We start from the raw sequence: 21,131 nt of genomic DNA, 5'->3' as shown, positions 1-21,131 counted from the left end.
CATAGTATGTTGTTACATTGTTAATCCTGATGGGGTCCGATAGTGGATTTGCCCTGTAACCGAAAGGTGGAGAAAAAAATATGAAAGAAAAACATTTTTTTACTTCAGAATCAGTTTCTGAAGGACATCCAGATAAGATTGCTGATCAAATCAGTGATGCGATTCTAGATGAGATTTTAAAACAAGATAAGAATGCTCGGGTTGCTTGTGAAACTACAGTAACAACGGGATTAGTTTTGGTAGTTGGTGAAATATCAACAACTGCCTACGTTGATATTCAAACTATCATTCGCCAGACTATTAAAGATATTGGCTATGATAGTGTCGAAGTCGGCTTTGATGGTAACACCTGTGCGGTATTAATTGCTCTAGATGAACAATCAGCTGACATCGCTATGGGTGTGGATGACGCCGTTGAGTATCGCAATGATGGTGTTGATCCACTTGATAAAATCGGTGCTGGTGATCAAGGTTTAATGTTTGGCTATGCCACTAATGAAACTCCAGAATTTATGCCATTACCAATTTCACTATCACATAAGTTGATGCGTAAGATTACTGAGCTTAGAAAAGAGAAAGTTTTATCATATCTAAGACCAGATGCAAAAACACAAGTAACAGTGGAATATGATGAGAACAATATTCCGTTCCGAGTTGATACAGTAGTGTTAAGCTCTCAACATAATGAAGAAGTTACGCTTGAACAATTAAGAACAGATGTTGAAGAAAAAGTGATTAGGGATGTTATTCCAGCTAATCTAATTGATCAAGACACCAAGATTATTATTAATCCAACTGGACGGTTTGTTATCGGTGGTCCACAAGGTGATTCTGGCTTAACCGGAAGAAAAGTAATCGTTGATACTTATGGTGGGATTGCTCATCATGGTGGTGGAGCTTTTTCTGGAAAAGATGCTACCAAAGTTGATCGTTCAGCCAGTTATGCGGCTAGATACATTGCTAAGAACATGGTGGCGGCAGGAATTGCTGATAAATTTGAAATTCAAATTGCCTATGCGATTGGTGTTGCTCAACCAGTTTCGATCTATGTTGATACTTTCAATACAAGTAATGTAAGTGATGAAAAAATTATCAGTTGTGTTCGTGAATTATTCGATTTAAGACCAGCTGGAATTATTAAAATGTTAGATTTACAAAGACCAATTTATAAACAAACAGCAGTTTATGGTCATTTTGGACGTACAGATGTTAACCTACCTTGGGAACAATTAGATAAGGTCGAAGATATCAAACAATATCTTGGTTAGCGAGTTAAAGAGGCGTTTTTGAAAGCTTATTTCAGAAACGCTTTTTTTGCGGGAAGAGCGTGACAAGTAACGGTGGAAATTCCTGTTACTAGTCACGCGTTTATGAAAAATGCAGTGGATTTTTAGGAGTATAGAAGTATGCAAGCAAAGAGAAAAACAAATGTGAAGGTAGTAACTGTTACGGTTTTTGTAGCGACTTTTATGACGGCAATTGAAGGAACGATTGTTTCAACAGCGATGCCAACGATTATTGGTAGCCTTCACGGTGTCTCATTGATGAACTGGGTGTTCTCAATTTATTTATTAATGACGGCATTATCAACGCCAATTTATGGGAAATTGGCAGATATTCTAGGTAGAAAACCAGTCTTTATTTTTGGACTAGTATTATTTACCTTAGGCTCACTTTTATGTGGATTATCGCAATCAATGTTGACCCTAATTTTGGCACGTGTGGTCCAAGGAATTGGAGCTGGTTCAATCCAACCAATTGCTTTTACCATTATTGCCGACATTTATCCAATTGAAAAAAGAGCTAAAGTCATTGGCTTGAACGGTTCTTCATGGGGAATTGCCTCAGTTATTGCACCATTATTGGGTGGATTCATTGTTGAGAAGTTGAGCTGGCATTGGGTCTTCATGATTAATATTCCGATTGGAATTATTACTATTGGATTAATCTGGTACTTCTTAATTGAAAATGTTGAACACAAAGAAGCTTCAATTGATTATAAAGGAACAATTCTGTTAGTAATGTTGCTATTATCATTGATGTTGGGATTGCAAAATCTTTCAAGTTCCAACATCTTAATACCAATCGGACTATTTGCAGTAACCGTTATTTCATTGATTGCTTTCATCTATGTTGAAAAAAGAGTCGAAGATTCAATTATTCCATTGAGCCTCTTTAAAAACAAAACTTTCGTAATTCAGAATTTGATTGCCTTATTAGTAAGTGGTTATTTAATTGGTTTCGAAGCATATTTACCAACTTGGATGCAAGGGGTGAAGGGGTTAAGTGCTTCTTTAGGAGGCTTTGCCGTTACTCCAAGTTCAATCATGTGGGTAATTGCTTCTCTATGGGCAGGAACATTGCTTAAAAAAATGGCGCCAAATAAGATTATTTACATCAGTTTGGTATTCTTATTTATGTCAGTTTTTGGATTGATTTTAGCACCAATTAATGCGCCATTCTGGTACTTCTTACTAGTTGCAACTATTTCTGGTGTCGGTTTCGGATTAACCATTACCACGACAACTGTTGCTTCTCAGTCGTCAGTTACACATGATGAAATTGGGGTAGCCACCTCATTCAATACTTTGTGTAGAACCATTGGACAAAGTTTGATGGTCTCAATTTTTGGAATTGTCTTGAATCAACACATGATTAATGGTGTGGCTCAGAACAAAAACTATACAATGGACATGATGAATAAGCTGATTGATCCGCAAACAGCAGGGTCCTTGCCTACAAATCTATTACCAGGATTGAGAGAAATTCTGTTTAATGGGTTACACGGAATTTATATTGTTGGTTTTATCTTGATATTGATGACCTTACTTCTTAATTTATTAGAATTTAAAAACAATGATTTATTGAACTAAAAAAGACAGCCGATTAGGCTGTCTTTTTTTAATCGATTGTTTTATCAATAATTGAACGGAGAACTTTTTCTCTCAATTTAAGTGAATCAATTTCATTTACTTTTTCATAACCTGTAACCAACAGTTCAGATACATATAGTTGTGAAATTTTTCCAGCAAGCGAACCACCATTTAAGAATTCTTCGACAGCTGTTTGTAAAACAATATCAGACATTTCAGCAATAGGGGAAGTTAAATAGTTAGTGATTGAAATTATTTTTGCATTATTTTGTTTAGCAATATTCAAAGAATCAAAGGTATCCTTTGTTTTTCCCGATAGGGAGAAACCGATAACCAAATCGTCTTTAGATAAAAGCGAGGCAACTTGAGCTTGAAAATGAGGATCGGTTACTGGTTCAGCAATAACACCAACTCTAAGAAGCATTGAAGCAAATTCAGCACATGTATTACCACTAGAACCAACACCAAAAATGTAAACCTTTGAAGCTTTAGAAATGAAATCAACTGCATTAATAATATTGTCTTCGATAATTAATTCTCTAGTTCTAGAAATTGAATTCTTTAAATTATCGGCATTAATGTCAAAGTACGTTTCTTGAGAACTTAATTCTTCTTTTTTTGAATATTCGTCTTTAGCGACTTCGATTTTCAGGTCAGAAAACCCATTAAAGTCTAGTTTTTGACAAAATCTAATAATAGTAGCATCCCCAACATTGGTTGCGTCTTTAAGATCGCTCATTGTTGAATAAGGGATGTTTTTTAAATTCTTTAAAATGTAATCAGCAATTTTCTTTTCTGATTTTGTTAAAGAAGGATATTTTTCTTTGATTAGATAAGCAATGTTCAATTTTAGGCATCCTTACGTGTAGTTGATATGGATATTATACTATTCTTTTTGTCTTTTTTCTTGATAACGTTTGCAAAACGAAAAAGATGTGTTATATTGTTTTTGGATAATTTATCCATAATAATTTAAAAAGTGGAGTGATTTTGGAGTATGAATAAAATTGAGTTCATTGAAAAAATAAAAGGAGGATTGATTGTTTCATGCCAAGCGCTCCCGGGAGAGCCTTTGTATACAGAAGAAGGTGGAATAATGCCATTAATGGCATTAGCTGCTCAAAAAGCAGGAGCAGTTGGAATTAGAGCAAATAGTATTAGAGATATAGTTCAGATTAAAGAAAAAGTTGATTTACCAGTTATTGGAATTATAAAAAAAGATTATCCACCAGAAAAACCTTTTATAACAGCAACAATGCAGGAAATTGACGAGTTGCATGAAGTTGGTACTGATGTGATTGCCTTTGATGCAACGCTACGGCAAAGACATGATGGACTGACTGTTACAGAATTTATTCAAAGAATAAAAGAAAAATATCCAGAGCAATTGCTAATGGCTGATATTTCAAATTTTGAAGAGGCAGAAAATGCTTATAAATCTGGTGTTGATTTTGTTGGAACTACTTTAAGCGGATATACCGAAGAAAGTCCAAAGCAAGATGGACCAGATGTGGAATTAATTCAAAAAATTGTTGATCACAAAATGCCAGTCATTGCTGAAGGGAAGATTCACTATCCTGAAGAAGCTAAAAAAATCCAAAATATTGGTGTGACTGGATTAGTAGTTGGCGGAGCAATTACACGACCATATGAAATTGCTTCAAGATTTATTAGTGCTTTAAAAAAATAAAGTAGTAATTGGAGGAAGAAAAAATGTTTAAGAAATTTTCGCAACTTGGACGCGCGTTTATGTTGCCAATAGCAATTTTACCTGCCGCAGGTTTACTGTTAGGTCTTGGTGGTGCATTAACTAATGATGCAGCTGTAAAAGCATATCCATTTTTGAATCAAGAATGGTTACAAACAATCTTAAAAGTGATGAGCTTTGCTGGAAATGCAGTTTTTGCTAATATCGCACTTATTTTTGCAGTTGGAATTGCTGTCGGTTTAGCCAATGGGGATAAAGGGACAGCTGGATTATCTGGTGCTGTTTCATTCTTGGTGTATACCGCAACTATTAGTGGACTATTACAAATGTTCTCTGCTAAAGATGCAATGATTGATACAGGAGTTGTTGGTTCGATTGTAATCGGTGGAATGGTAGCGTTCTTACATAATCGTTACCGTAAGATTGAATTGCCACAATTCTTGGGATTCTTTGGAGGTTCAAGATTTATTCCAATAATCACATCCTTAGCAGCTATTTTTATTGGTGCCTTTTTCTATATAATTTGGCCACCAATTCAAAATGAACTTGTTGTTGCTGGTAAAGCAATTGCCGGTATGGGAAGTTTTGGAACATTCCTATATGGATTCTTATTGAGATTAACTGGTGCTGTTGGACTTCATCATACAATTTATCCACTTTTCTGGTACACATCATTAGGTGGAACTGCTCATGTAGCAGGACAAACAGTTGTTGGTGCTCAAAATATTTTCTTTGCTCAATTAGCTGATCCACATCATGTTGGATTATTTACATATGGAACAAGATTTTTTGCCGGAAGATTTGCAACTATGATGTTTGGTCTACCAGCAGCTGCACTTGCAATGTATCATTCCATTCCTAAGAAGAATCGTAAAGAAAACGGTGGATTGTACTTTAGTGGTGGTTTAACTTCATTCTTAACTGGTATCACAGAACCACTAGAATATACTTTCCTTTTCGTCGCACCTTGGTTATACGTTGTACATGCATTCTTGGACGGATTATCATTTTTCTTTGCTGATATTATGAACATAAGAATTGGTAATTCATTTTCAGGTGGATTAATTGATTATCTACTATTCGGTGTTCTTCAAGGTAAGGATAAGACAAACTGGCCTAGCGTATTATTATTAGGTGTAATATGGGCAATAATTTATTATGTAGTATTTAGATTCTGTATCACTAAGTTCAAAGTTGCTATTCCTGGTATGGAAACAACACCAGTCTTAAATGAGGATGTTCCTGCAGAAAATACAACTGTTTCTGAAGGTAAGAAGTCAAATCTTCATGATGATGCTTTAACAATTATTGATGCTTTAGGTGGAGCAGATAATATTGAATCAATTGAAGCTTGTGCAACAAGACTTAGAATTGCTGTCAAAGATCCAAAAGTAGTTGAGAACGATACTCTTAAGAAATTAGGTGCTACTGCAGTATTTGAAGCACAAGGTGGAATTCAAGCTGTATATGGTGGAAAAGCGGATTTATACAGTCAGGAAATTAATCAAATATTGGGACGTGATGAATAATGTTTAATATATTCAAAAAGAAAAATGATGTGAATTTATTTTCACCAGTCAATGGTTCATTAGTTGAGTTGAAAGATATCAATGACCCAGTTTTCTCACAGAAGATGATGGGAGATGGGTTTGGAGTTAAGCCAAATTCAAATGAAATTTACGCTCCCATTAAAGGGAAAATAATTAATATTTTTAAAACTAAACATGCAATTAGTATCATTGATGAAAATGGATTAGAAATCTTAGTTCATGTGGGATTAGATACTGTAGAGTTAAATGGCGAACCTTTTGAAATTTTAGTGAAAGAGGGACAGGCAGTCGATGAGAATACGCAACTGATGATTGCGAACTTTAATTTGATTAAACAAAGTAATAAAGATACAACTGTCATAACAGTCATTACAAATTCGACTGATAAAGTTGAGAAAATAGATTTTTTTGAGAAACTTGATGTTACTCACAGTGATAAAGTGGGGAGTGTTCAAGTAAAAGAATAAAAAAGACAGCCGATTAGGCTGTCTTTTTATTCAATCAAATTATTAACGTAGCTTTGATAGAAGCTTCCAACAAGGATAGTAATTGCCATACTGTATGACAGTCCTGCAACGACATCACTGAAGTAATGAACGCCTAGATAGACTCTGGTGAAAGCAATAATGAACGGAATTATCAACAAGATTAATTTTAACCAGGTTCTTTTTTTAGTTGAAAGCATGCAAATTATAAAAACTAAACTTAGAAAAAACGCCATTGTCGAAGCTGAGTGTCCACTAGGGAAACTATAACCGTTTGCCACCACTAGATGATCAACACTGGGGCGTGGGCGGGCGACGAAAGTCTTAATAAGCTTATTGATACTAGCGATTAAACAAGAGTCAAAAACCAAGAAGATTGCTGAATAATAGTTTTTTTTGATTAATAAATAAATAGTAACTAGCGCAACCATAATAACCACGGTGGAAGTATTACCAAAAGCGGTAATAATTGCTATGAGTTGATTAATGGTTGGGATTGAATTGTAAACAGTATTAGTGATTACCATATCAAAGTTGGTTAATTGAACTGGGAAGAAAATTAGAACAAACGCGATAATTAAAAAAATTGAACCACTAATAATAGATATTCTCTTTTTTAACAATTTTTTTCTCCTTTAAAACATTTACTTTACTATGAACCTAATTTTAAGTAAAATGAAATTTGTAATTAGAAGTAGTAGATAAGTAGTTGGCTTTTCAGAAAGTGCACGGGAATGCGAGTGCATACCAACCTTATCGAACTTATCTAACGTATCAATTCAATTATTACATAATTGCGGCTATCTACCGTTATCAGAATGAAGAGCTATTCGAAATGAATAGAATTTAGGTGGTACCGCGAATGAATCGTCCTAATGTTGAAAAACATTGGACGATTTTTTTTGTTTTAGAAAGTGATTCAAAAAAGGAGAATTTACATGACTTATAATCATAATGTAGTAGAAAAAAAGTGGCAAAAATACTGGGCTGATAATAAATCATTCAAAACAACTGAAGATCCAGATAAGAAGAAATATTATGCATTGGATATGTTCCCTTATCCATCAGGACAAGGACTTCACGTTGGTCATCCCGAGGGATACACTGCAACCGACATTCTTTCACGTATGAAACGTGCTCAAGGATATAACGTTTTGCATCCAATGGGTTGGGATGCGTTCGGTTTGCCCGCAGAACAATATGCTTTAGATACCGGAAATGATCCAGCAGAATTCACTGAAAAAAATATTGCTACCTTCAAACGTCAAATTAATTCTCTAGGTTTCTCATACGATTGGGACCGTGAAATCAATACTACCGATCCTGAATATTACAAATGGACTCAATGGGTTTTTGAACAACTATATAAAAAAGGATTGGCTTATGAAGCCGAAGTTCCAGTTAACTGGAGTCCAGATTTAGGAACTGTTGTGGCTAATGAAGAAGTTATCGACGGTAAGACTGAACGTGGTGGCTTCCCAGTTATTCGCAAGCCGATGCGTCAATGGATGTTAAAAATCACTGCTTATGCTGATCGTTTGATTGACGACTTAGATGATGTTGATTGGCCTGAAAGTATTAAAGAAATGCAACGTAACTGGATTGGTCGTTCTGTTGGAGCACAAATTACTTTCAACATCGACAGTTCAAAAGAAACTTTTGACGTCTTCACAACTAGAGCTGATACTATTTTTGGTTCAACTTATGTTGTTATGGCTCCAGAACATCCTTTGGTTAAAGAAATTGTTACCGAAGATCAATGCTATGCAGTTGAAAAATACATCGAAGAAACTTCTCATAAGTCCGATCTTGATCGTACTGATTTGAGTCATGATAAGACAGGAGTCTTCACTGGTGCTTACGCAATCAATCCAATCACTAATGAAAAAATGCCAATTTGGATTTCTGATTATGTCTTAGTGACTTATGGAACTGGAGCAATTATGGCTGTTCCCGCTCATGATGACCGTGATTATGAGTTCGCTAAAAAGTTCGATCTTCCTATTAAACAAGTAATTGAAGGTGGTAACCTTGATGAAGCTGCCTATACTGGCGAAGGAATTCATATTAATTCTGATTTCTTGAATGGTTTAGACAAACAAGCAGCAATTGATAAAATGATTACTGTTCTAGAAGAAAAAGGAATTGGAAGTAAGAAAGTTAACTATCGTTTACGTGACTGGTTATTTTCTCGCCAAAGATACTGGGGTGAACCAATTCCAGTTATTCATTGGGAAGACGGTGAAACAACCTTAGTCCCTGAAAACGAATTGCCTTTGGAATTGCCAAAGACTAATGACATCAAACCATCTGGAACAGGTGAAAGCCCATTAGCTAACTTGACTGATTGGATTAATGTCGTTGACGAGAATGGTCGTAAAGGACGTCGTGAGACAAACACCATGCCACAATGGGCTGGAAGTTCATGGTATTATATGAGATACATTGATCCACATAATAGTGAAGCAATTGCTGACCCTAAGAAATTAGAAGAATGGTTACCAGTTGATATCTATATTGGTGGAGCAGAACATGCGGTCCTTCATCTATTATATGCACGTTTCTGGCACAAAGTGATGTATGACCTTGGTATTGTGGCAACTAAAGAACCATTCCAGAAGTTATATAACCAAGGAATGATTTTAGGTGATAACCACGAGAAGATGTCCAAGTCAAAAGGAAATGTTATCAATCCAGATGACGTTGTCGAAGATTACGGTGCTGACACACTTCGTTTATATGAGATGTTCATGGGACCTTTAGACGCTTCAATCTCTTGGAGTGAAGAAGGACTGGCAGGAGCTCATCGTTTCTTAGAACGTGTTTGGCGACTATTCATTAACGACGATGACGACAATACTTTGAAAGACACAATTGTTAAAGATAATGATGGAACTTTGGAGAAGGTATATAACGAAACCGTCAAGAAAGTTACCGAAGATTATGATGAATTGCATTTCAATACCGCAATTTCACAAATGATGGTCTTTACTAATGAAGCAACGAAAGCTAATACTATTCCAAGAGATTATGCACTTGGCTTTGTAAAACTTCTTGCACCAATTGCACCGCATATGATGGAAGAAATCTGGCAAAAACTTGGCAATGAAGAAACATTGACTTATTCAAGTTGGCCAACATATAGCGAAAGTGCTCTAGTTGATGAACAGTTAGAATTGATTGTTCAAGTTAATGGTAAACTTCGTGGTAAGATTGAAATTCCAATCGATACACCAAAGGATATTGCTGAAGAACTAGCCTTGAACAATGAAAACGTGAAGAAGTTCATTGATGATAAAGAGATAGTAAAAGTAATCGCGGTACCAAACAAGTTAGTGAATATCGTAGTTAAGGGATAAAAATAATCATCAATAGAAAGCTAGAATATTTATTCTAGCTTTTTTGATATAATAAATATTATAAAGATGTTGGGGAGGTTCATTATGGAAGACGAAGTATATGAGCAGGTTTATCAGTTAATTCATGATATGTATAACGACTTAGTCGACAAACCAGTTGACCAGGGAATAAAAGATACCTTATTAAAAGCAGCTACTTATTTAACAACTAAGAAGATGCCTCCACAGGTAGTGGCGGTAAAAACAGTGAACACAATCACAATGAAACATATGGGAAGCAAGACAGCCTTAGGGAAAGAAAATTCTGAAAGAATGCAACAACTAATGATTTTGTCGCGTGCAGGTGGATATAAATGGAATCCGCAAGGGATTGGATCATTAGGAGTAACATTTTTTGACTAAAACATTGAATAATATCAATGTTTTTTTATTTGCAACCCCAAAATACTAAGTTTTTTTCTTATTTTATTCACTTCTAGTAATATTTGCGAAAATATCGATAATATCTTTGTTACATAAATGAAATATGAATAAAACCCATGGTTACGGCGTTTTCAGTATAAGAAAAAAATGACCTCAGACGAATTTAATTATTATCTAATACAATTTATAATTTAGAACAAAAATACCTAGTTTGTGAAATATTCTTGTAATGAACATGTAATTGTTCTCTGGTTGTTACGTAACAATCAGATGTTAAAGTAGTCATTGTTCAATAAATAACGCGTTGCTTTTGCGACAAATTAAATAAAGAACAAATTAGGAGAATTTATGAAGTTATCAAAAATCACGTTAAGTATATTAGGGTTACTATTATTAACGGGGGCCTCAACAACAAATGTATTAGCCGATGCAACATATACAGTTATCGAAAACGATACATTATCAAAGATTGCTGAGGATAATGGTACTACTATCCAATCACTAGCAAAATTAAACGATCTTGAAGACGTTAACTTAATTTTGCCAGGTCAAGTTCTTAAACTTGATGGAACAAAGAAAGAAGATCCAAAACCAGCTGCAAAACCTGCAGCACAACCAGCACCAGTTGCTAAGCCAGTAGCTGCTCCAGTGCAAAGACAAGCACAACCTGCAAGCCCTGTTGTGTCAGCTAACACTAGTGAAGCTGCTGCTAAGGAATGGATTGCTCAAGTTGAATCAGGTGGTTCATATTCTGCCAGAAATGGTATCTATATCGGACGTTACCAATTAACAAATGCATACTTGCATGGGGATTACTCACCAGCGAACCAAGAACGTGTTGCTAACAACTACGTTATGAGTCGCTACGGTTCATGGGTAGGAGCTAAAAACTTCCACCTAAGCCATGGTTGGTATTAAGAAAAATAGAATATTCGAGCAAAAAGCTCACAAAAAATAGAGTAGAAAACATCTACTCTATTTTTGCAATAATTGAAGAAGTAAAATTTAAGTGCTATCATGAAAGTATAGAAAAAAGTCATGAACTAACATGACTTTTCCCGCAGTCCGTATAAGACGGTGGCAGGATAGTTAAAAAATAACCGTTACTGTCCAAAGTAAGACGGTTATTTTTTTTTGATTAAACTTCAATACAGCAATAACTAACATGGCAAAACTAATTGCTAACATCAGTGAGTGATATACTGACAAACCTTACCTTTCTGGGTAACGCAACATTAATCATAGGCATCACCTTCTTTTTAGAAAGCTAGCCACCGTCTAAACTTACTGCACTTTTAACTGTATCACTAAGATGATGCAGTTTTTTATTTGAGAAGAGATTTGTACAAAATTTGAAAATGCCCAATTCTTCTTTATCTTTATTAATTAATTAGTTAAACTATAAGTAATAGACGTGTATATTTTGGGAGGAATGCCTATGGCAGCATTAGTAGTATTAGCAGGTCTTTTCATGACCTTATCAATTTTAGCTTTGATTGGGTTTGGAATTACCTTAATTGTTGGGGTGTCAACTAAATCTAAAGGAGCTAAAAAAACTGGTATCATCGGAACTAGTATCGCTGGTGGAATTTTCGTTCTATCAATTATTGGTGTGATTTCTGGTGCAGTAGCTTCAGTCGACAACTTTGATTCTAATCGTTTCGATGAGAGTTCTGAGAGTTGGGATTCCTCAGACGACTCAGATTATGATGACGAAGATTCTGATTACGATGATGACTTCGATTCTTATGATGTGGGACAGTTCGTTGAATTTGATGAAGGTGACAAAATTTCCGTAACTTCAATCAAAGATTCATCAGAGAAGTTACCAAACATGAAGACTAATGAACATGCGGTTGAAGCTGAAGTCAAGGTTAAGAACCCAACTAGTAAAACCATTAGTTTCGACGTTCGTGACTATGATATTTATGATGGCGACGGTAACTTAGGATTCATGAATTCTAAAACACATGACCAAAAAGATTTACCAACTGAAGTTAAAGCTGGTGAGACCATTACTGTAAAATTGTACTTCACAGTAAATGTCAAAGGACTATATTCAGTTACTTGTGGTGATGTTTCTTGGGATCAATAAAATATTAGCAGGTCAATAGACCTGCTTTTTTATTTCTCTATACTATATGACGTATATTAATGGTTGACAAATTATATTACGTTGTATAAAATAAAGCTAATAAATATTATAAATTAGGAGGAATTAAATTAATGAGAGCTCTTTTGATAATTTCGGTGATATTTTTGGGATTTGCAATAATTAGTTTGGCAGGATTTGCTATTTCACTAATAGTTGGTGCGGTAACGAATTCTCCCAAAGCCAAGAAAATAGGTATTATTGGAACTAGTATTTCTGGTGGAGTATTCCTAATTTCACTAATTGGAACTGTTACTGGAGCTAGTTCTGTTGGCTATAATGAAATTTCTTCTAGGGTTGAACGCAGCTTAAATGAAAGAAGTAACCGTCACCGTGATTATGATGATCGCGACTATGACGATTATGACAACTACGATGATGACGGAGATTCAGATAGTCATCGTGATGGTGATCATGATATTGATGATTTTGACTTCTATCGAACTGGTAGAAAAGTTCGTTTCGATACTGGTGAAATGATTCAAGTTGATTCAATTAAAGAAAAATCCGAAAAATTACCAGGACAAAAAGATGGTGAAACAGCAGTCGTTGCGGAAGCAACTATCACTGCTCCTAGTAATCGTTCAATGGACTTAGAAGCAACAAAATTTGAAATACTAGATAACAATGATCATGTTGGTTATTTAAACTCAAAAACTCATGACCAAAGTAATTTCCCAACCAAATTAGATGCAGGAAAATCTGCAAAGGTAAAATTATATTTCACAGTAACTAATAAAGGACGCTATGCACTGACTTATGGTGAAGCAGCATGGGAACAATAAAAAAGCAGGGTAACTTGCTTTTTTTATTTGCTTAAGAAATATAAAGTTAATGCCCTATTCTCAAGTTTTTTTGATAAAATGAAAGCTTGAAGAGAAAGGCAAAATTATGAACAATAACGAAGATAAGAACTTAATGGATTTTGAAGAGGGTTCATTAGTTAAAGGCTCGGCATGGATGACGGCTGGAAGTATCTTTTCGAGAATCCTGGGTGCGTTATATATTATTCCTTGGAATGCTTGGATGGGTACGGCTGCGGTTGCTTTGGCAGCTAACGCATTGTATGCCAAAGGATACAATATTTATAGTGAATTTTTAATTATCTCAACAGCAGGAATTCCTGGAGCTATCTCGAAGCAAATATCGCATTACAATGCTCTGAATGAATATGGAATAGGTAACAAGCTCTATAAACAAGGATTAAAAATCATGGTGGGCTTGGGATTATTCTTCGCCTTCATCATGTTCTTTGGTACTAAGTATCTAGCCATCATTTTTGCTGATGGTGATATGACTATTGTTCCCGTTATTAAATCTCTTAGTTTTGCTGTCTTAATTATTCCGGTCTTAAGTATCACTCGTGGATACTTCCAAGGATACGGACAAATGGCGCCATCGGCAATTTCACAAATTATTGAACAAGTTGCTCGAGTTTTTTACATGTTATTAGCAACTTACATTATTATGCAGGTTCAAAATGGTAATTATGTCGACGCTGTAACGCAATCAACTTTTGCCGCTTTCGTAGGTGCAGCAGTTGCAATTGCACTACTTGGATATTATTTACTTCGTCAGTTACCGAGATTACGTCATTTATCTAGAAACAGTAATAATGCAATTGAAGTTGATAATAAACGTTTAATTCTGGAAATTTTTTCTCAAGCTATTCCATTTATTGTCATGGGTTCAGGAATTATTATTTATCAAATGTTTGACCAAGCGACTTTTAACTTCATGATGCGTAGTTTTGCCAATTACTCAAGAGCAACTCTGGATCAAATGTATGCTTTGTTTGGCTTTAATACCAACAAGTTGATTATGATTATCGTGTCCCTTGCTGTGGCAGTTGCGAATGCGGCTATTCCTTTACTATCAAAAGCTCATGCCAAGAATGACTTCGATGGTATCAGAAATCAAATTACTAAGATTCTTCAGCTGTTCTTTTTCGTAATGATTCCAGCTAGTGTAGGGATGTACGGTGTTAGTCGGTATCTCTGGATTACTTTCTATCGTTACAATGCAGTGGGAATTGATATGTTACGTTTTAGTGCAATTTTATCAGTCTTTCTTGGATTATTTACTATCTTGGGTGCAGTCTTGCAAGGATTATATAAGAACAAACAAGCTATCTATCAATTGTTGATTGGTTTAGCAGTGAAAGTGATTTTGCAGTATCCAATGATTGCCTTGTTCAGAGAATTTGGACCTTTAATTGCAACATTCTTAGGAATGGCTACTTCAGCATTCTTGATGATTCGAGTTCTTGTTAAAGAATTCAATGTCAATCTTAATGAGACAATGAATCGTGCTGGTTATGTCATTATGTATTCCTTAGTAATGTTGGCCGTTGTTGTCTTAATGGACTTTGTTATTTTCAAATTCGTTGGCGACACTTCTAAGATAGTAGCATTACTTATCTTGATGGTTGAAGCAGGAGTTGGTGGGTATATCTACGCATTTCTAGCTTTGAAATCACGCTTAGCTGATAAAGTTTTGGATTCATCAATGGATCGTTTCCGTAGAATTCTAAGAATAAAATAAAAGAACTCTCAATCGAGAGTTCTTTTTTAATTGTTTGTATAAACTTGTTGATATCTTCTGTAAGCAAAGATTGAAAAGATGATGATTAGACCAATTAACCAGCAAATTGCTTGAACAGTTGATGAACTAGTCATTGAAAAACTACTGTCTAATAAGTGTCTTGAAGTCTCAACAATTGGAGTCATTGGTTGATGCTCAGCAAACCACTTGATTGGTTTTGCCATGCCGTTAACTGGCATCAAGGCTGAACTCACGAAGAGTAACATTAACAAGATATATGAGAATCCACCTGCAGTAGCAGCTTCTTTAGCTTTCAATGAGAAAGGAATTGCTAATAGGGTAATAGCAAAGGCGAAGAGCATTGAGAGAAGGATGAATAATAGGATTTCTCCTAAGTTTGCTTCGGGACGGTAGCCCATAATTACGCCGACAATAAAGATTGCTAATTCCGCCAGCATCATGAAGATTACTGAAGCGAGGACGTGTGAGCCAAGGATAACCCAACGTTTGATAGGTAGTGAGTGAAGTCTACTTAGGAAGCCTTTACTCTTATCAAGATTAATTCTTAAGGCGGTGTAAGCAGATCCCATTGACATGGTAATGAGCAGGAATCCGGGAAGTGAATAATTCAAGTAATCTTGAGTTGTCGAGTGACTTCCGGGAATCATAGCAATGTTGCCACCAAAGACATAAACGAAGAACAAGAGAATAAACATCGGAGTAGCAATTACCGTGATGATAGTATCAGCATCGGTTAAATTTTGTTTGATAATTCTTTTGGTAAGTGTGGCTAATTGTTTGAGTGATTTCATTTTTTTATTTCCTTTGGGTGGTATTTAAAAAGATAGTTTCTAAGTTAGTTTCAACTTTATGAAAGTCGAGCAAGTCAATCTTATTGTTGACGATTGTATCTAGGACAAATTGTGAATCAATCTCACTAACTTCAACTGAATTCTCATTCAAGGTGTAGGAGATATTATTGTCAGCCAAGATTTTTTCGGCTTTTTCAACTTCTTTAGTTTCAACAGTGAGTGAGAATTGGTTGTTAGCATCTTTTTTGATTTCTTCAGGTGTTCCGTACAGAACTATTTTGCCATCATTGATGAAGCCAATATGATCAGACAGTTGGTCGGCTTCATCTAAATATTGAGTTGTCAAAAAGATAGTTTTTCCAGAGTCACGAAGTTCTTTAATGATTTTCCAGATTTCTAGACGGTTCTTGGGATCAACACCAGTTGAAGGTTCATCTAAGAAAATTATCTCTGGGTCACCAATTAAAGACATGGCAATATCTAGTCTTCGTCTCATACCGCCAGAGTAGGTTAAGACTTTTTGATTTAAAAATGTTTCTAGATTCAATCGATCAGACACACGATTGATTTCGGCAGCAACGTTTTTAACGTTTCTCAATTCAGCAATTAATTTTAGGTTTTCATATCCGGAGAATGAGTCATCAACGGTATTTGATTGCGAGTTCAAACTAATCAATTCTCTGATAATATCGCCTTGGTTCAAGTCGTTACCTTCAATCTTTACCGAGCCAGAATTTGGGTGGCTAAGAGTTGTTAAGATATTGATTAACGTGGTTTTACCAGCACCATTTTCACCAAGCAAGGTAAAAACTTCGCCTTCATTCACAGTAAGATCAATTCCTTTGAGAACAACATGGTCTTTGAACTGTTTTGTTATATTTTTAATTTCGATGGCGTTCATATTATTGCTCCAATTTCTTGAATTCGTTTCGTAACTTAGCCTGCATTTTGTTAATCCAGAGATGTTCTGAATATTGTGACATTAATTCGTCAGCGAATTTAACTGGGTCGTCTCCGATTAAGTCATTGACAGGGATGTGATCGTAGGCTGCTTCTTGAAACATGTGCAACATTTGATCGAAGGCATCTTGGAATTCATCATCACCCCAGAAGTTCCACATATATTTTTGTAGTGCATTAAAAGCTGCTTGATAGTCTTCAGGAAGCTTTGCAATTTCAGCTTTGAATTGACGATAAGTTTTTTTGTCACCGATAATTTTTTCTAGAAAGTTCATAGTTATTTATCTCCTTTAATTTGTTCTAATTTTGCTTCAATAAAAGTCCAGTTATTCCAAAAATCTTTTAGATATTTTTTTCCATCATCATTCAATGTATAAAATTTTCTTGGTGGACCCATTTCAGATTTTCTTTTTTCAACATTGAGTAGGCCATTTTTTTCTAATCGTAGTAGCACTGTATAAACGGTACCTTCAACAATGTCTTCAAAACCTAAATCGATTAGGTAATTGGTAATCTCATAGCCGTAGGTTTCGCCACGGCTTATCTTCTGCAAGACGATTCCCTCGAGAACGCCTTTAAGTAATTCGGTTAGTCCTTTCATACAATTCCTCCACTACTTTGTATTATTATGTTCTGGTACATAATATTACCAAGTAGTAAAAAAGTCAACAAAAAAATTCCAAAAAATTTTCTTGGAATTTATTTTTGGTGCTTTTTCATATAACTAGGAAGTTCTTTTATTAGTAGTTCTGGTAAGACGACGTAATTACTATTAAATAGATCATTAGCTATGTCACTGTGAGTGAAGACAGCAGCACTAATGGTTTCAATACGATTATCAAATTGAGCAGTAAAACCGGCAATTATTCCTGCTAAAGTGTCACCGGATCCACCAGTAGCCATGCCAGGATTACCAGGAATATTTTGAAAAATTTGATCATCATAGTAAATAGTTGTTTGATGACTTTTTAGAACGAGGATAGGGTTTGTTTCAAATTGATTTAAATATGTGAGATTAGTTTCATCGTTTTGATTATCAATTTTGATTTTCGATAATCTTTGCCATTCCATTTGATGCGGTGTCAAAATGACTTGTGCTTTTATCTTAGCCAATAATTCAGGAGTTAAATGGTTCAGAGCAGTAGCATCAACAATAACGGTCTGATGAGACTGGCTACGTTTAACAACTTGTTTCAGCAATGATGAGCAGGCATAATCAGCTAGACCTGGTCCAATTAAAATAACATTACTTTTTTGAATATCCTCAGTGAGTTCATAATTATAATCAAGTGTCATTACTTCAGGAATTGAGCTATTGATTGCGGAGAAAATTTTGGGGTCAGTTGCTAGAGTGACTAATCCAGCTCCTGAGTAAACTGCAGCTTTCGCAGACATAATTGCAGCTCCGGCAAAATTAGTGCTACCAGCAATAATCAAAACTCTACCAAAATTTCCTTTGTGTGAATTAGTTGGACGAGGTTTGATAATTTGTAAGATGTTTTGGTCTAGTTGCATAATTTTTAGCCTCCTGTATCCTTTGATATGTCTATCATAGCATAGAAATAGGTTGACTTTAGGCGTGAAAGGGTATACATTAATAGATGGATTCGCTGCCTTCTAACGTAACAATTGAAAGGAAGGTAATATTATGAATAATCGTAATATGAAAAACATGTATCGTATTTCATTAGATACAGATAAACAAATTTTTATTGCAACTGATATAAAGAATGATTTTAAAACCGGTACTGGAATTACCATTAAAGATGCTATTAAATCATTAAACAAACAAAGTGCATAATTAAAGTTATAAGTGAGCATCTAGCTCACTTTTTTTGTTGGGAGAATTGGATGAAGAAAAATATCGAAATTAATAACTATATAAATAATTTAGAAGAGGTCAGCGATCAAGAACTTGCGAAACATGTTCGAAAAATTTTTTTCGACAATTTACCGGATGACTGTGAAGAAAAAATTTCATATCAAATGCCAGGCTACTATTTAAATGGACCAGTGATTTATTTTGCTATTGCTGCTAAACATGTGGGAATTTATCCTACCCCTGCTGGAGTGGAAGCTGCTGTAGATCAAGGATTATTAGATGGTTATAAGTATTCAAAAGGCGCAATTCAGATTCCCAAGAATGATCCGCAATTTGATAGTTTAATTGTGAAAATTATCAAACTAAGAGTTGCACAAAAGATTGAAGAATAGAATGAAACTAATTGTCTAACGGTTGGTTTTATGATAATATGCATTTATTGATTGAGGATTAATCAACTAGAGATTTTCAGTGAGGCTATGAAAGTGGGAATTAGCTAATCGCAGTTGAGTGCGCACCTCAAATCGTAAATTTGAATAACATAAATGAGTGGATTACATCAATTAGAGTGGTACCGCGGGAATTCTCGTCTCTTTCAATTTATTTGAAAGAGACTTTTTTTATCTCTTTTTGTATTAACCACGAAGGTGGAGGGATTTTATGGATTTTAAGAATTTAGTAGTTGAAGCAATGAGCGATGTCTTAGATGGTTCAATTGATAATCAACAAATTAGTGACTTAATCGAAACACCAAAAACATCAGATTTGGGTGATTTTGCTTTTCCAACTTTTATTTTGGCAAAAACAATGCACAAGGCTCCGAACTTGATTGCCGGAGAGTTAGTTGAAAAAATTGATAGTAAGAATTTCGACAAAGTTGAAGCAAAAGGTGCTTATGTCAACTTCTTTACTGATAAGAAAGCTTACTCTAACGATATCTTGCATACTGTTTTAACCGAAAATGATAATTATGGTAATACTAAGCAAGGTCAAGGACGTAATATTCCAATCGATATGTCTTCACCTAATATTGCTAAACCAATGTCAATGGGTCACTTACGGTCAACGGTGATTGGTAATTCAATTTCAAAAATTGTTACTAAGATTGGTTTCAATCCGATTAAAATTAATCACTTGGGTGACTGGGGAACTCAATTCGGTAAGTTAATTGTGGCTTACAAACTTTGGGGTTCTGAAGAAGAAGTTAAAAAAGACCCTATCAATAATCTATTGAAATACTATGTTAAGTTCCATGAAGAAGCAGAGTCAAAACCTGAGCTTGAAGACGAAGCACGTGCTTGGTTCAAGCGAATTGAAGATGGCGATGAGGAGGCTTTGAAACTTTGGAAATGGTTTAGAGAAGAGTCACTTAAGGAATTCAACAGTATCTATGAACGTCTAGGCGTAACTTTTGATTCATATAATGGTGAGGCCTTCTATAACGACAAGATGGACGATGTTGTTAATGAACTTGAAGACAAAGGTTTATTAGTTGAAAGTCGTGGTGCTTATATTGTTGATCTTTCAGCAGAGAATTTATCACCAGCTTTGATTAAAAAATCTGATGGGGCAACGCTATACATCACACGTGATCTTGCTGCAGCGATGTACCGTAAGAAGACTTATGACTTCGCTAAGTCAATCTATGTAGTTGGTATGGAACAAGCTGACCATTTCAGAAAGCTAAAAGCAGTTCTTAAATTAATGGGACATGATTGGGCAGACGATATTATTCATATTCAATTTGGTCTAATCACTACTGGTGGTAAGAAACTTTCAACTCGTAAGGGAAATGTTATCTTGCTTAATGAAGTGTTGAATGATGCTGAAAAATTAGCATTGGAACAAATTGAAGAAAAGAATCCTAATCTTGAGAACAAAGAAGAAGTGGCTAAACAAGTTGGTGTAGGAGCAGTTGTCTTCCACGACTTGAAGAATGATCGTCGTGATGCCTTTGACTTTGACTTACAAGAAGTTGTGAGATTTGAAGGTGAAACAGGACCTTATGTTCAATATTCCAACGCTCGTGCCTTGAGTATTTTGAGAAAAGCTGAATCAACCGATTATGAAAACGCCGATATGTTATCACTTGATGATCCTAACGCTTGGGACACAATCAAGTTATTGGGAACATTCCCTGACATTATCCAAAAGGCAGCTAAGGAATATGAACCTTCAGTAATTGCTAAATATGCCTTACGTTTAGCTAAGTCATTTAACCAATACTATGCACATAGCAAGATTTTAGTTGATGATGACCAAAAGAATGCTCGTCTAGCATTAGTTAAATCAGTTTCAATCGTTCTACAAATGTCATTGGCATTATTAGGCGTTGAAGCTCCAGAAAAAATGTAAACAAAAATTAGTAAAATCTCTAGGTTTAAATTTTCAAGTCTAGAGATTTTACTATGGGAAAGTATTATATAATTAGTCTATTATATTC

The 21,131-nt window shown here is 35.1% G+C and carries 22 protein-coding genes; 14 read left to right on the top strand and 8 right to left on the bottom strand.

Features of this window, described 5'->3' with window-relative positions; genetic code table 11:
* Window positions 1–80: 80 nt before the first annotated feature.
* Window positions 81–1,268 (top strand): methionine adenosyltransferase, encoded by a 1,188-nt coding sequence (gene metK / locus Q2T76_RS06255; RefSeq protein ID WP_302084677.1) that lies wholly within the window; start codon window positions 81–83, stop codon window positions 1,266–1,268.
* A gap of 138 nt (window positions 1,269–1,406) precedes the next feature.
* Window positions 1,407–2,873 carry an MDR family MFS transporter gene (locus Q2T76_RS06250; RefSeq protein WP_302084676.1) on the top strand — a complete coding sequence of 489 codons (1,467 nt, stop codon included), beginning with the start codon at window positions 1,407–1,409 and terminating at the stop codon, window positions 2,871–2,873.
* A gap of 28 nt (window positions 2,874–2,901) precedes the next feature.
* Here Q2T76_RS06250 and Q2T76_RS06245 read toward each other — a convergent pair whose 3' ends face one another.
* Window positions 2,902–3,720 (bottom strand): MurR/RpiR family transcriptional regulator, encoded by an 819-nt coding sequence (locus Q2T76_RS06245; protein ID WP_302084675.1) that lies wholly within the window; start codon window positions 3,718–3,720, stop codon window positions 2,902–2,904.
* A 150-nt stretch (window positions 3,721–3,870) separates the two neighbouring features.
* Here Q2T76_RS06245 and Q2T76_RS06240 point away from each other — a divergent pair, with 150 nt between their 5' ends.
* The 3 genes from Q2T76_RS06240 to Q2T76_RS06230 are packed head-to-tail and all read left to right on the top strand — an operon-like array spanning window position 3,871 to window position 6,598.
* The gene (locus Q2T76_RS06240; RefSeq protein WP_302084674.1) at window positions 3,871–4,563 is read left to right on the top strand and encodes an N-acetylmannosamine-6-phosphate 2-epimerase; all 693 of its coding nucleotides are present in this window, start codon (window positions 3,871–3,873) and stop codon (window positions 4,561–4,563) included.
* 23 nt (window positions 4,564–4,586) lie between these two features.
* Window positions 4,587–6,110 carry a PTS transporter subunit EIIC gene (locus tag Q2T76_RS06235; RefSeq protein ID WP_302084673.1) on the top strand — a complete coding sequence of 508 codons (1,524 nt, stop codon included), beginning with the start codon at window positions 4,587–4,589 and terminating at the stop codon, window positions 6,108–6,110.
* Complete coding sequence (locus tag Q2T76_RS06230) at window positions 6,110–6,598, top strand: PTS glucose transporter subunit IIA (protein ID WP_302084672.1); 489 nt, start codon at window positions 6,110–6,112, stop codon at window positions 6,596–6,598. Before Q2T76_RS06235 ends, Q2T76_RS06230 begins: the two co-directional genes overlap by 1 nt.
* A 26-nt stretch (window positions 6,599–6,624) precedes the next feature.
* Here the strand turns inward: Q2T76_RS06230 and Q2T76_RS06225 are convergent, their stop codons facing one another.
* Window positions 6,625–7,239, bottom strand: a complete 615-nt coding sequence (locus tag Q2T76_RS06225; RefSeq protein ID WP_302084671.1) for a phosphatase PAP2 family protein — start codon at window positions 7,237–7,239, stop codon at window positions 6,625–6,627.
* A gap of 315 nt (window positions 7,240–7,554) precedes the next feature.
* Here Q2T76_RS06225 and leuS point away from each other — a divergent pair, with 315 nt between their 5' ends.
* From leuS to Q2T76_RS06210, 3 genes are all read left to right on the top strand, one after another.
* Complete coding sequence (gene leuS / locus Q2T76_RS06220; protein WP_302084670.1) at window positions 7,555–9,975, top strand: leucine--tRNA ligase; 2,421 nt, start codon at window positions 7,555–7,557, stop codon at window positions 9,973–9,975.
* 84 nt (window positions 9,976–10,059) lie between these two features.
* Window positions 10,060–10,377, top strand: coding sequence for a hypothetical protein (locus Q2T76_RS06215; protein WP_302084669.1), 318 nt, complete (start codon window positions 10,060–10,062; stop codon window positions 10,375–10,377).
* Window positions 10,378–10,746: 369 nt separating this feature from the next.
* Window positions 10,747–11,316 (top strand): LysM peptidoglycan-binding domain-containing protein, encoded by a 570-nt coding sequence (locus Q2T76_RS06210; protein ID WP_302084668.1) that lies wholly within the window; start codon window positions 10,747–10,749, stop codon window positions 11,314–11,316.
* A 171-nt stretch (window positions 11,317–11,487) separates the two neighbouring features.
* On the opposite strand, the gene Q2T76_RS07930 is transcribed toward Q2T76_RS06210, so the two are convergent.
* A complete protein-coding gene (locus Q2T76_RS07930; RefSeq protein ID WP_367881614.1) occupies window positions 11,488–11,607 on the bottom strand; it encodes a putative holin-like toxin in 120 nt (39 codons plus the stop codon).
* A gap of 229 nt (window positions 11,608–11,836) precedes the next feature.
* On the opposite strand from Q2T76_RS07930, the gene Q2T76_RS06205 reads away from it, so the two are divergent.
* From Q2T76_RS06205 to Q2T76_RS06195, 3 genes are all read left to right on the top strand, one after another.
* Window positions 11,837–12,493, top strand: coding sequence for a DUF4352 domain-containing protein (locus Q2T76_RS06205; protein ID WP_302084667.1), 657 nt, complete (start codon window positions 11,837–11,839; stop codon window positions 12,491–12,493).
* 131 nt (window positions 12,494–12,624) lie between these two features.
* Window positions 12,625–13,335 (top strand): DUF4352 domain-containing protein, encoded by a 711-nt coding sequence (locus tag Q2T76_RS06200; RefSeq protein WP_302084666.1) that lies wholly within the window; start codon window positions 12,625–12,627, stop codon window positions 13,333–13,335.
* 106 nt (window positions 13,336–13,441) lie between these two features.
* A complete protein-coding gene (locus Q2T76_RS06195; protein ID WP_302084665.1) occupies window positions 13,442–15,094 on the top strand; it encodes a polysaccharide biosynthesis protein in 1,653 nt (550 codons plus the stop codon).
* 26 nt (window positions 15,095–15,120) lie between these two features.
* On the opposite strand, the gene Q2T76_RS06190 is transcribed toward Q2T76_RS06195, so the two are convergent.
* The 5 genes from Q2T76_RS06190 to Q2T76_RS06170 form a co-directional block, all read right to left on the bottom strand.
* Window positions 15,121–15,906 (bottom strand): ABC transporter permease, encoded by a 786-nt coding sequence (locus Q2T76_RS06190; RefSeq protein WP_302084664.1) that lies wholly within the window; start codon window positions 15,904–15,906, stop codon window positions 15,121–15,123.
* Between the two features lie 4 nt (window positions 15,907–15,910).
* A complete protein-coding gene (locus Q2T76_RS06185) occupies window positions 15,911–16,807 on the bottom strand; it encodes an ABC transporter ATP-binding protein (protein ID WP_302084663.1) in 897 nt (298 codons plus the stop codon).
* A gap of 1 nt (window position 16,808) precedes the next feature.
* Window positions 16,809–17,141 (bottom strand): DUF1048 domain-containing protein, encoded by a 333-nt coding sequence (locus Q2T76_RS06180; RefSeq protein ID WP_302084662.1) that lies wholly within the window; start codon window positions 17,139–17,141, stop codon window positions 16,809–16,811.
* Between the two features lie 2 nt (window positions 17,142–17,143).
* A complete protein-coding gene (locus Q2T76_RS06175; RefSeq protein WP_302084661.1) occupies window positions 17,144–17,467 on the bottom strand; it encodes a PadR family transcriptional regulator in 324 nt (107 codons plus the stop codon).
* Window positions 17,468–17,565: 98 nt separating this feature from the next.
* Window positions 17,566–18,381 (bottom strand): NAD(P)H-hydrate dehydratase, encoded by an 816-nt coding sequence (locus tag Q2T76_RS06170; RefSeq protein WP_302084660.1) that lies wholly within the window; start codon window positions 18,379–18,381, stop codon window positions 17,566–17,568.
* Between the two features lie 133 nt (window positions 18,382–18,514).
* Here Q2T76_RS06170 and Q2T76_RS06165 point away from each other — a divergent pair, with 133 nt between their 5' ends.
* The 3 genes from Q2T76_RS06165 to argS all read left to right on the top strand — a co-directional run bounded on the left by Q2T76_RS06165 (window position 18,515) and on the right by argS (window position 21,043).
* Window positions 18,515–18,667, top strand: a complete 153-nt coding sequence (locus Q2T76_RS06165) for a hypothetical protein (RefSeq protein ID WP_302084659.1) — start codon at window positions 18,515–18,517, stop codon at window positions 18,665–18,667.
* 50 nt (window positions 18,668–18,717) lie between these two features.
* On the top strand, window positions 18,718–19,080 hold the full coding sequence (locus tag Q2T76_RS06160; RefSeq protein ID WP_302084658.1) for an iron chaperone: 363 nt from the start codon (window positions 18,718–18,720) through the stop codon (window positions 19,078–19,080).
* A 268-nt stretch (window positions 19,081–19,348) separates the two neighbouring features.
* Window positions 19,349–21,043, top strand: a complete 1,695-nt coding sequence (argS, locus tag Q2T76_RS06155; RefSeq protein ID WP_302084657.1) for an arginine--tRNA ligase — start codon at window positions 19,349–19,351, stop codon at window positions 21,041–21,043.
* Window positions 21,044–21,131 lie beyond the last annotated feature (88 nt).

Source organism: Lactobacillus sp. YT155 (assembly GCF_030504545.1).
Taxonomy (GTDB): domain Bacteria; phylum Bacillota; class Bacilli; order Lactobacillales; family Lactobacillaceae; genus BQUT01.
Note: the sequence above shows the minus strand (reverse complement) of the source record. Positions and strands in the feature narration are given on the sequence as shown.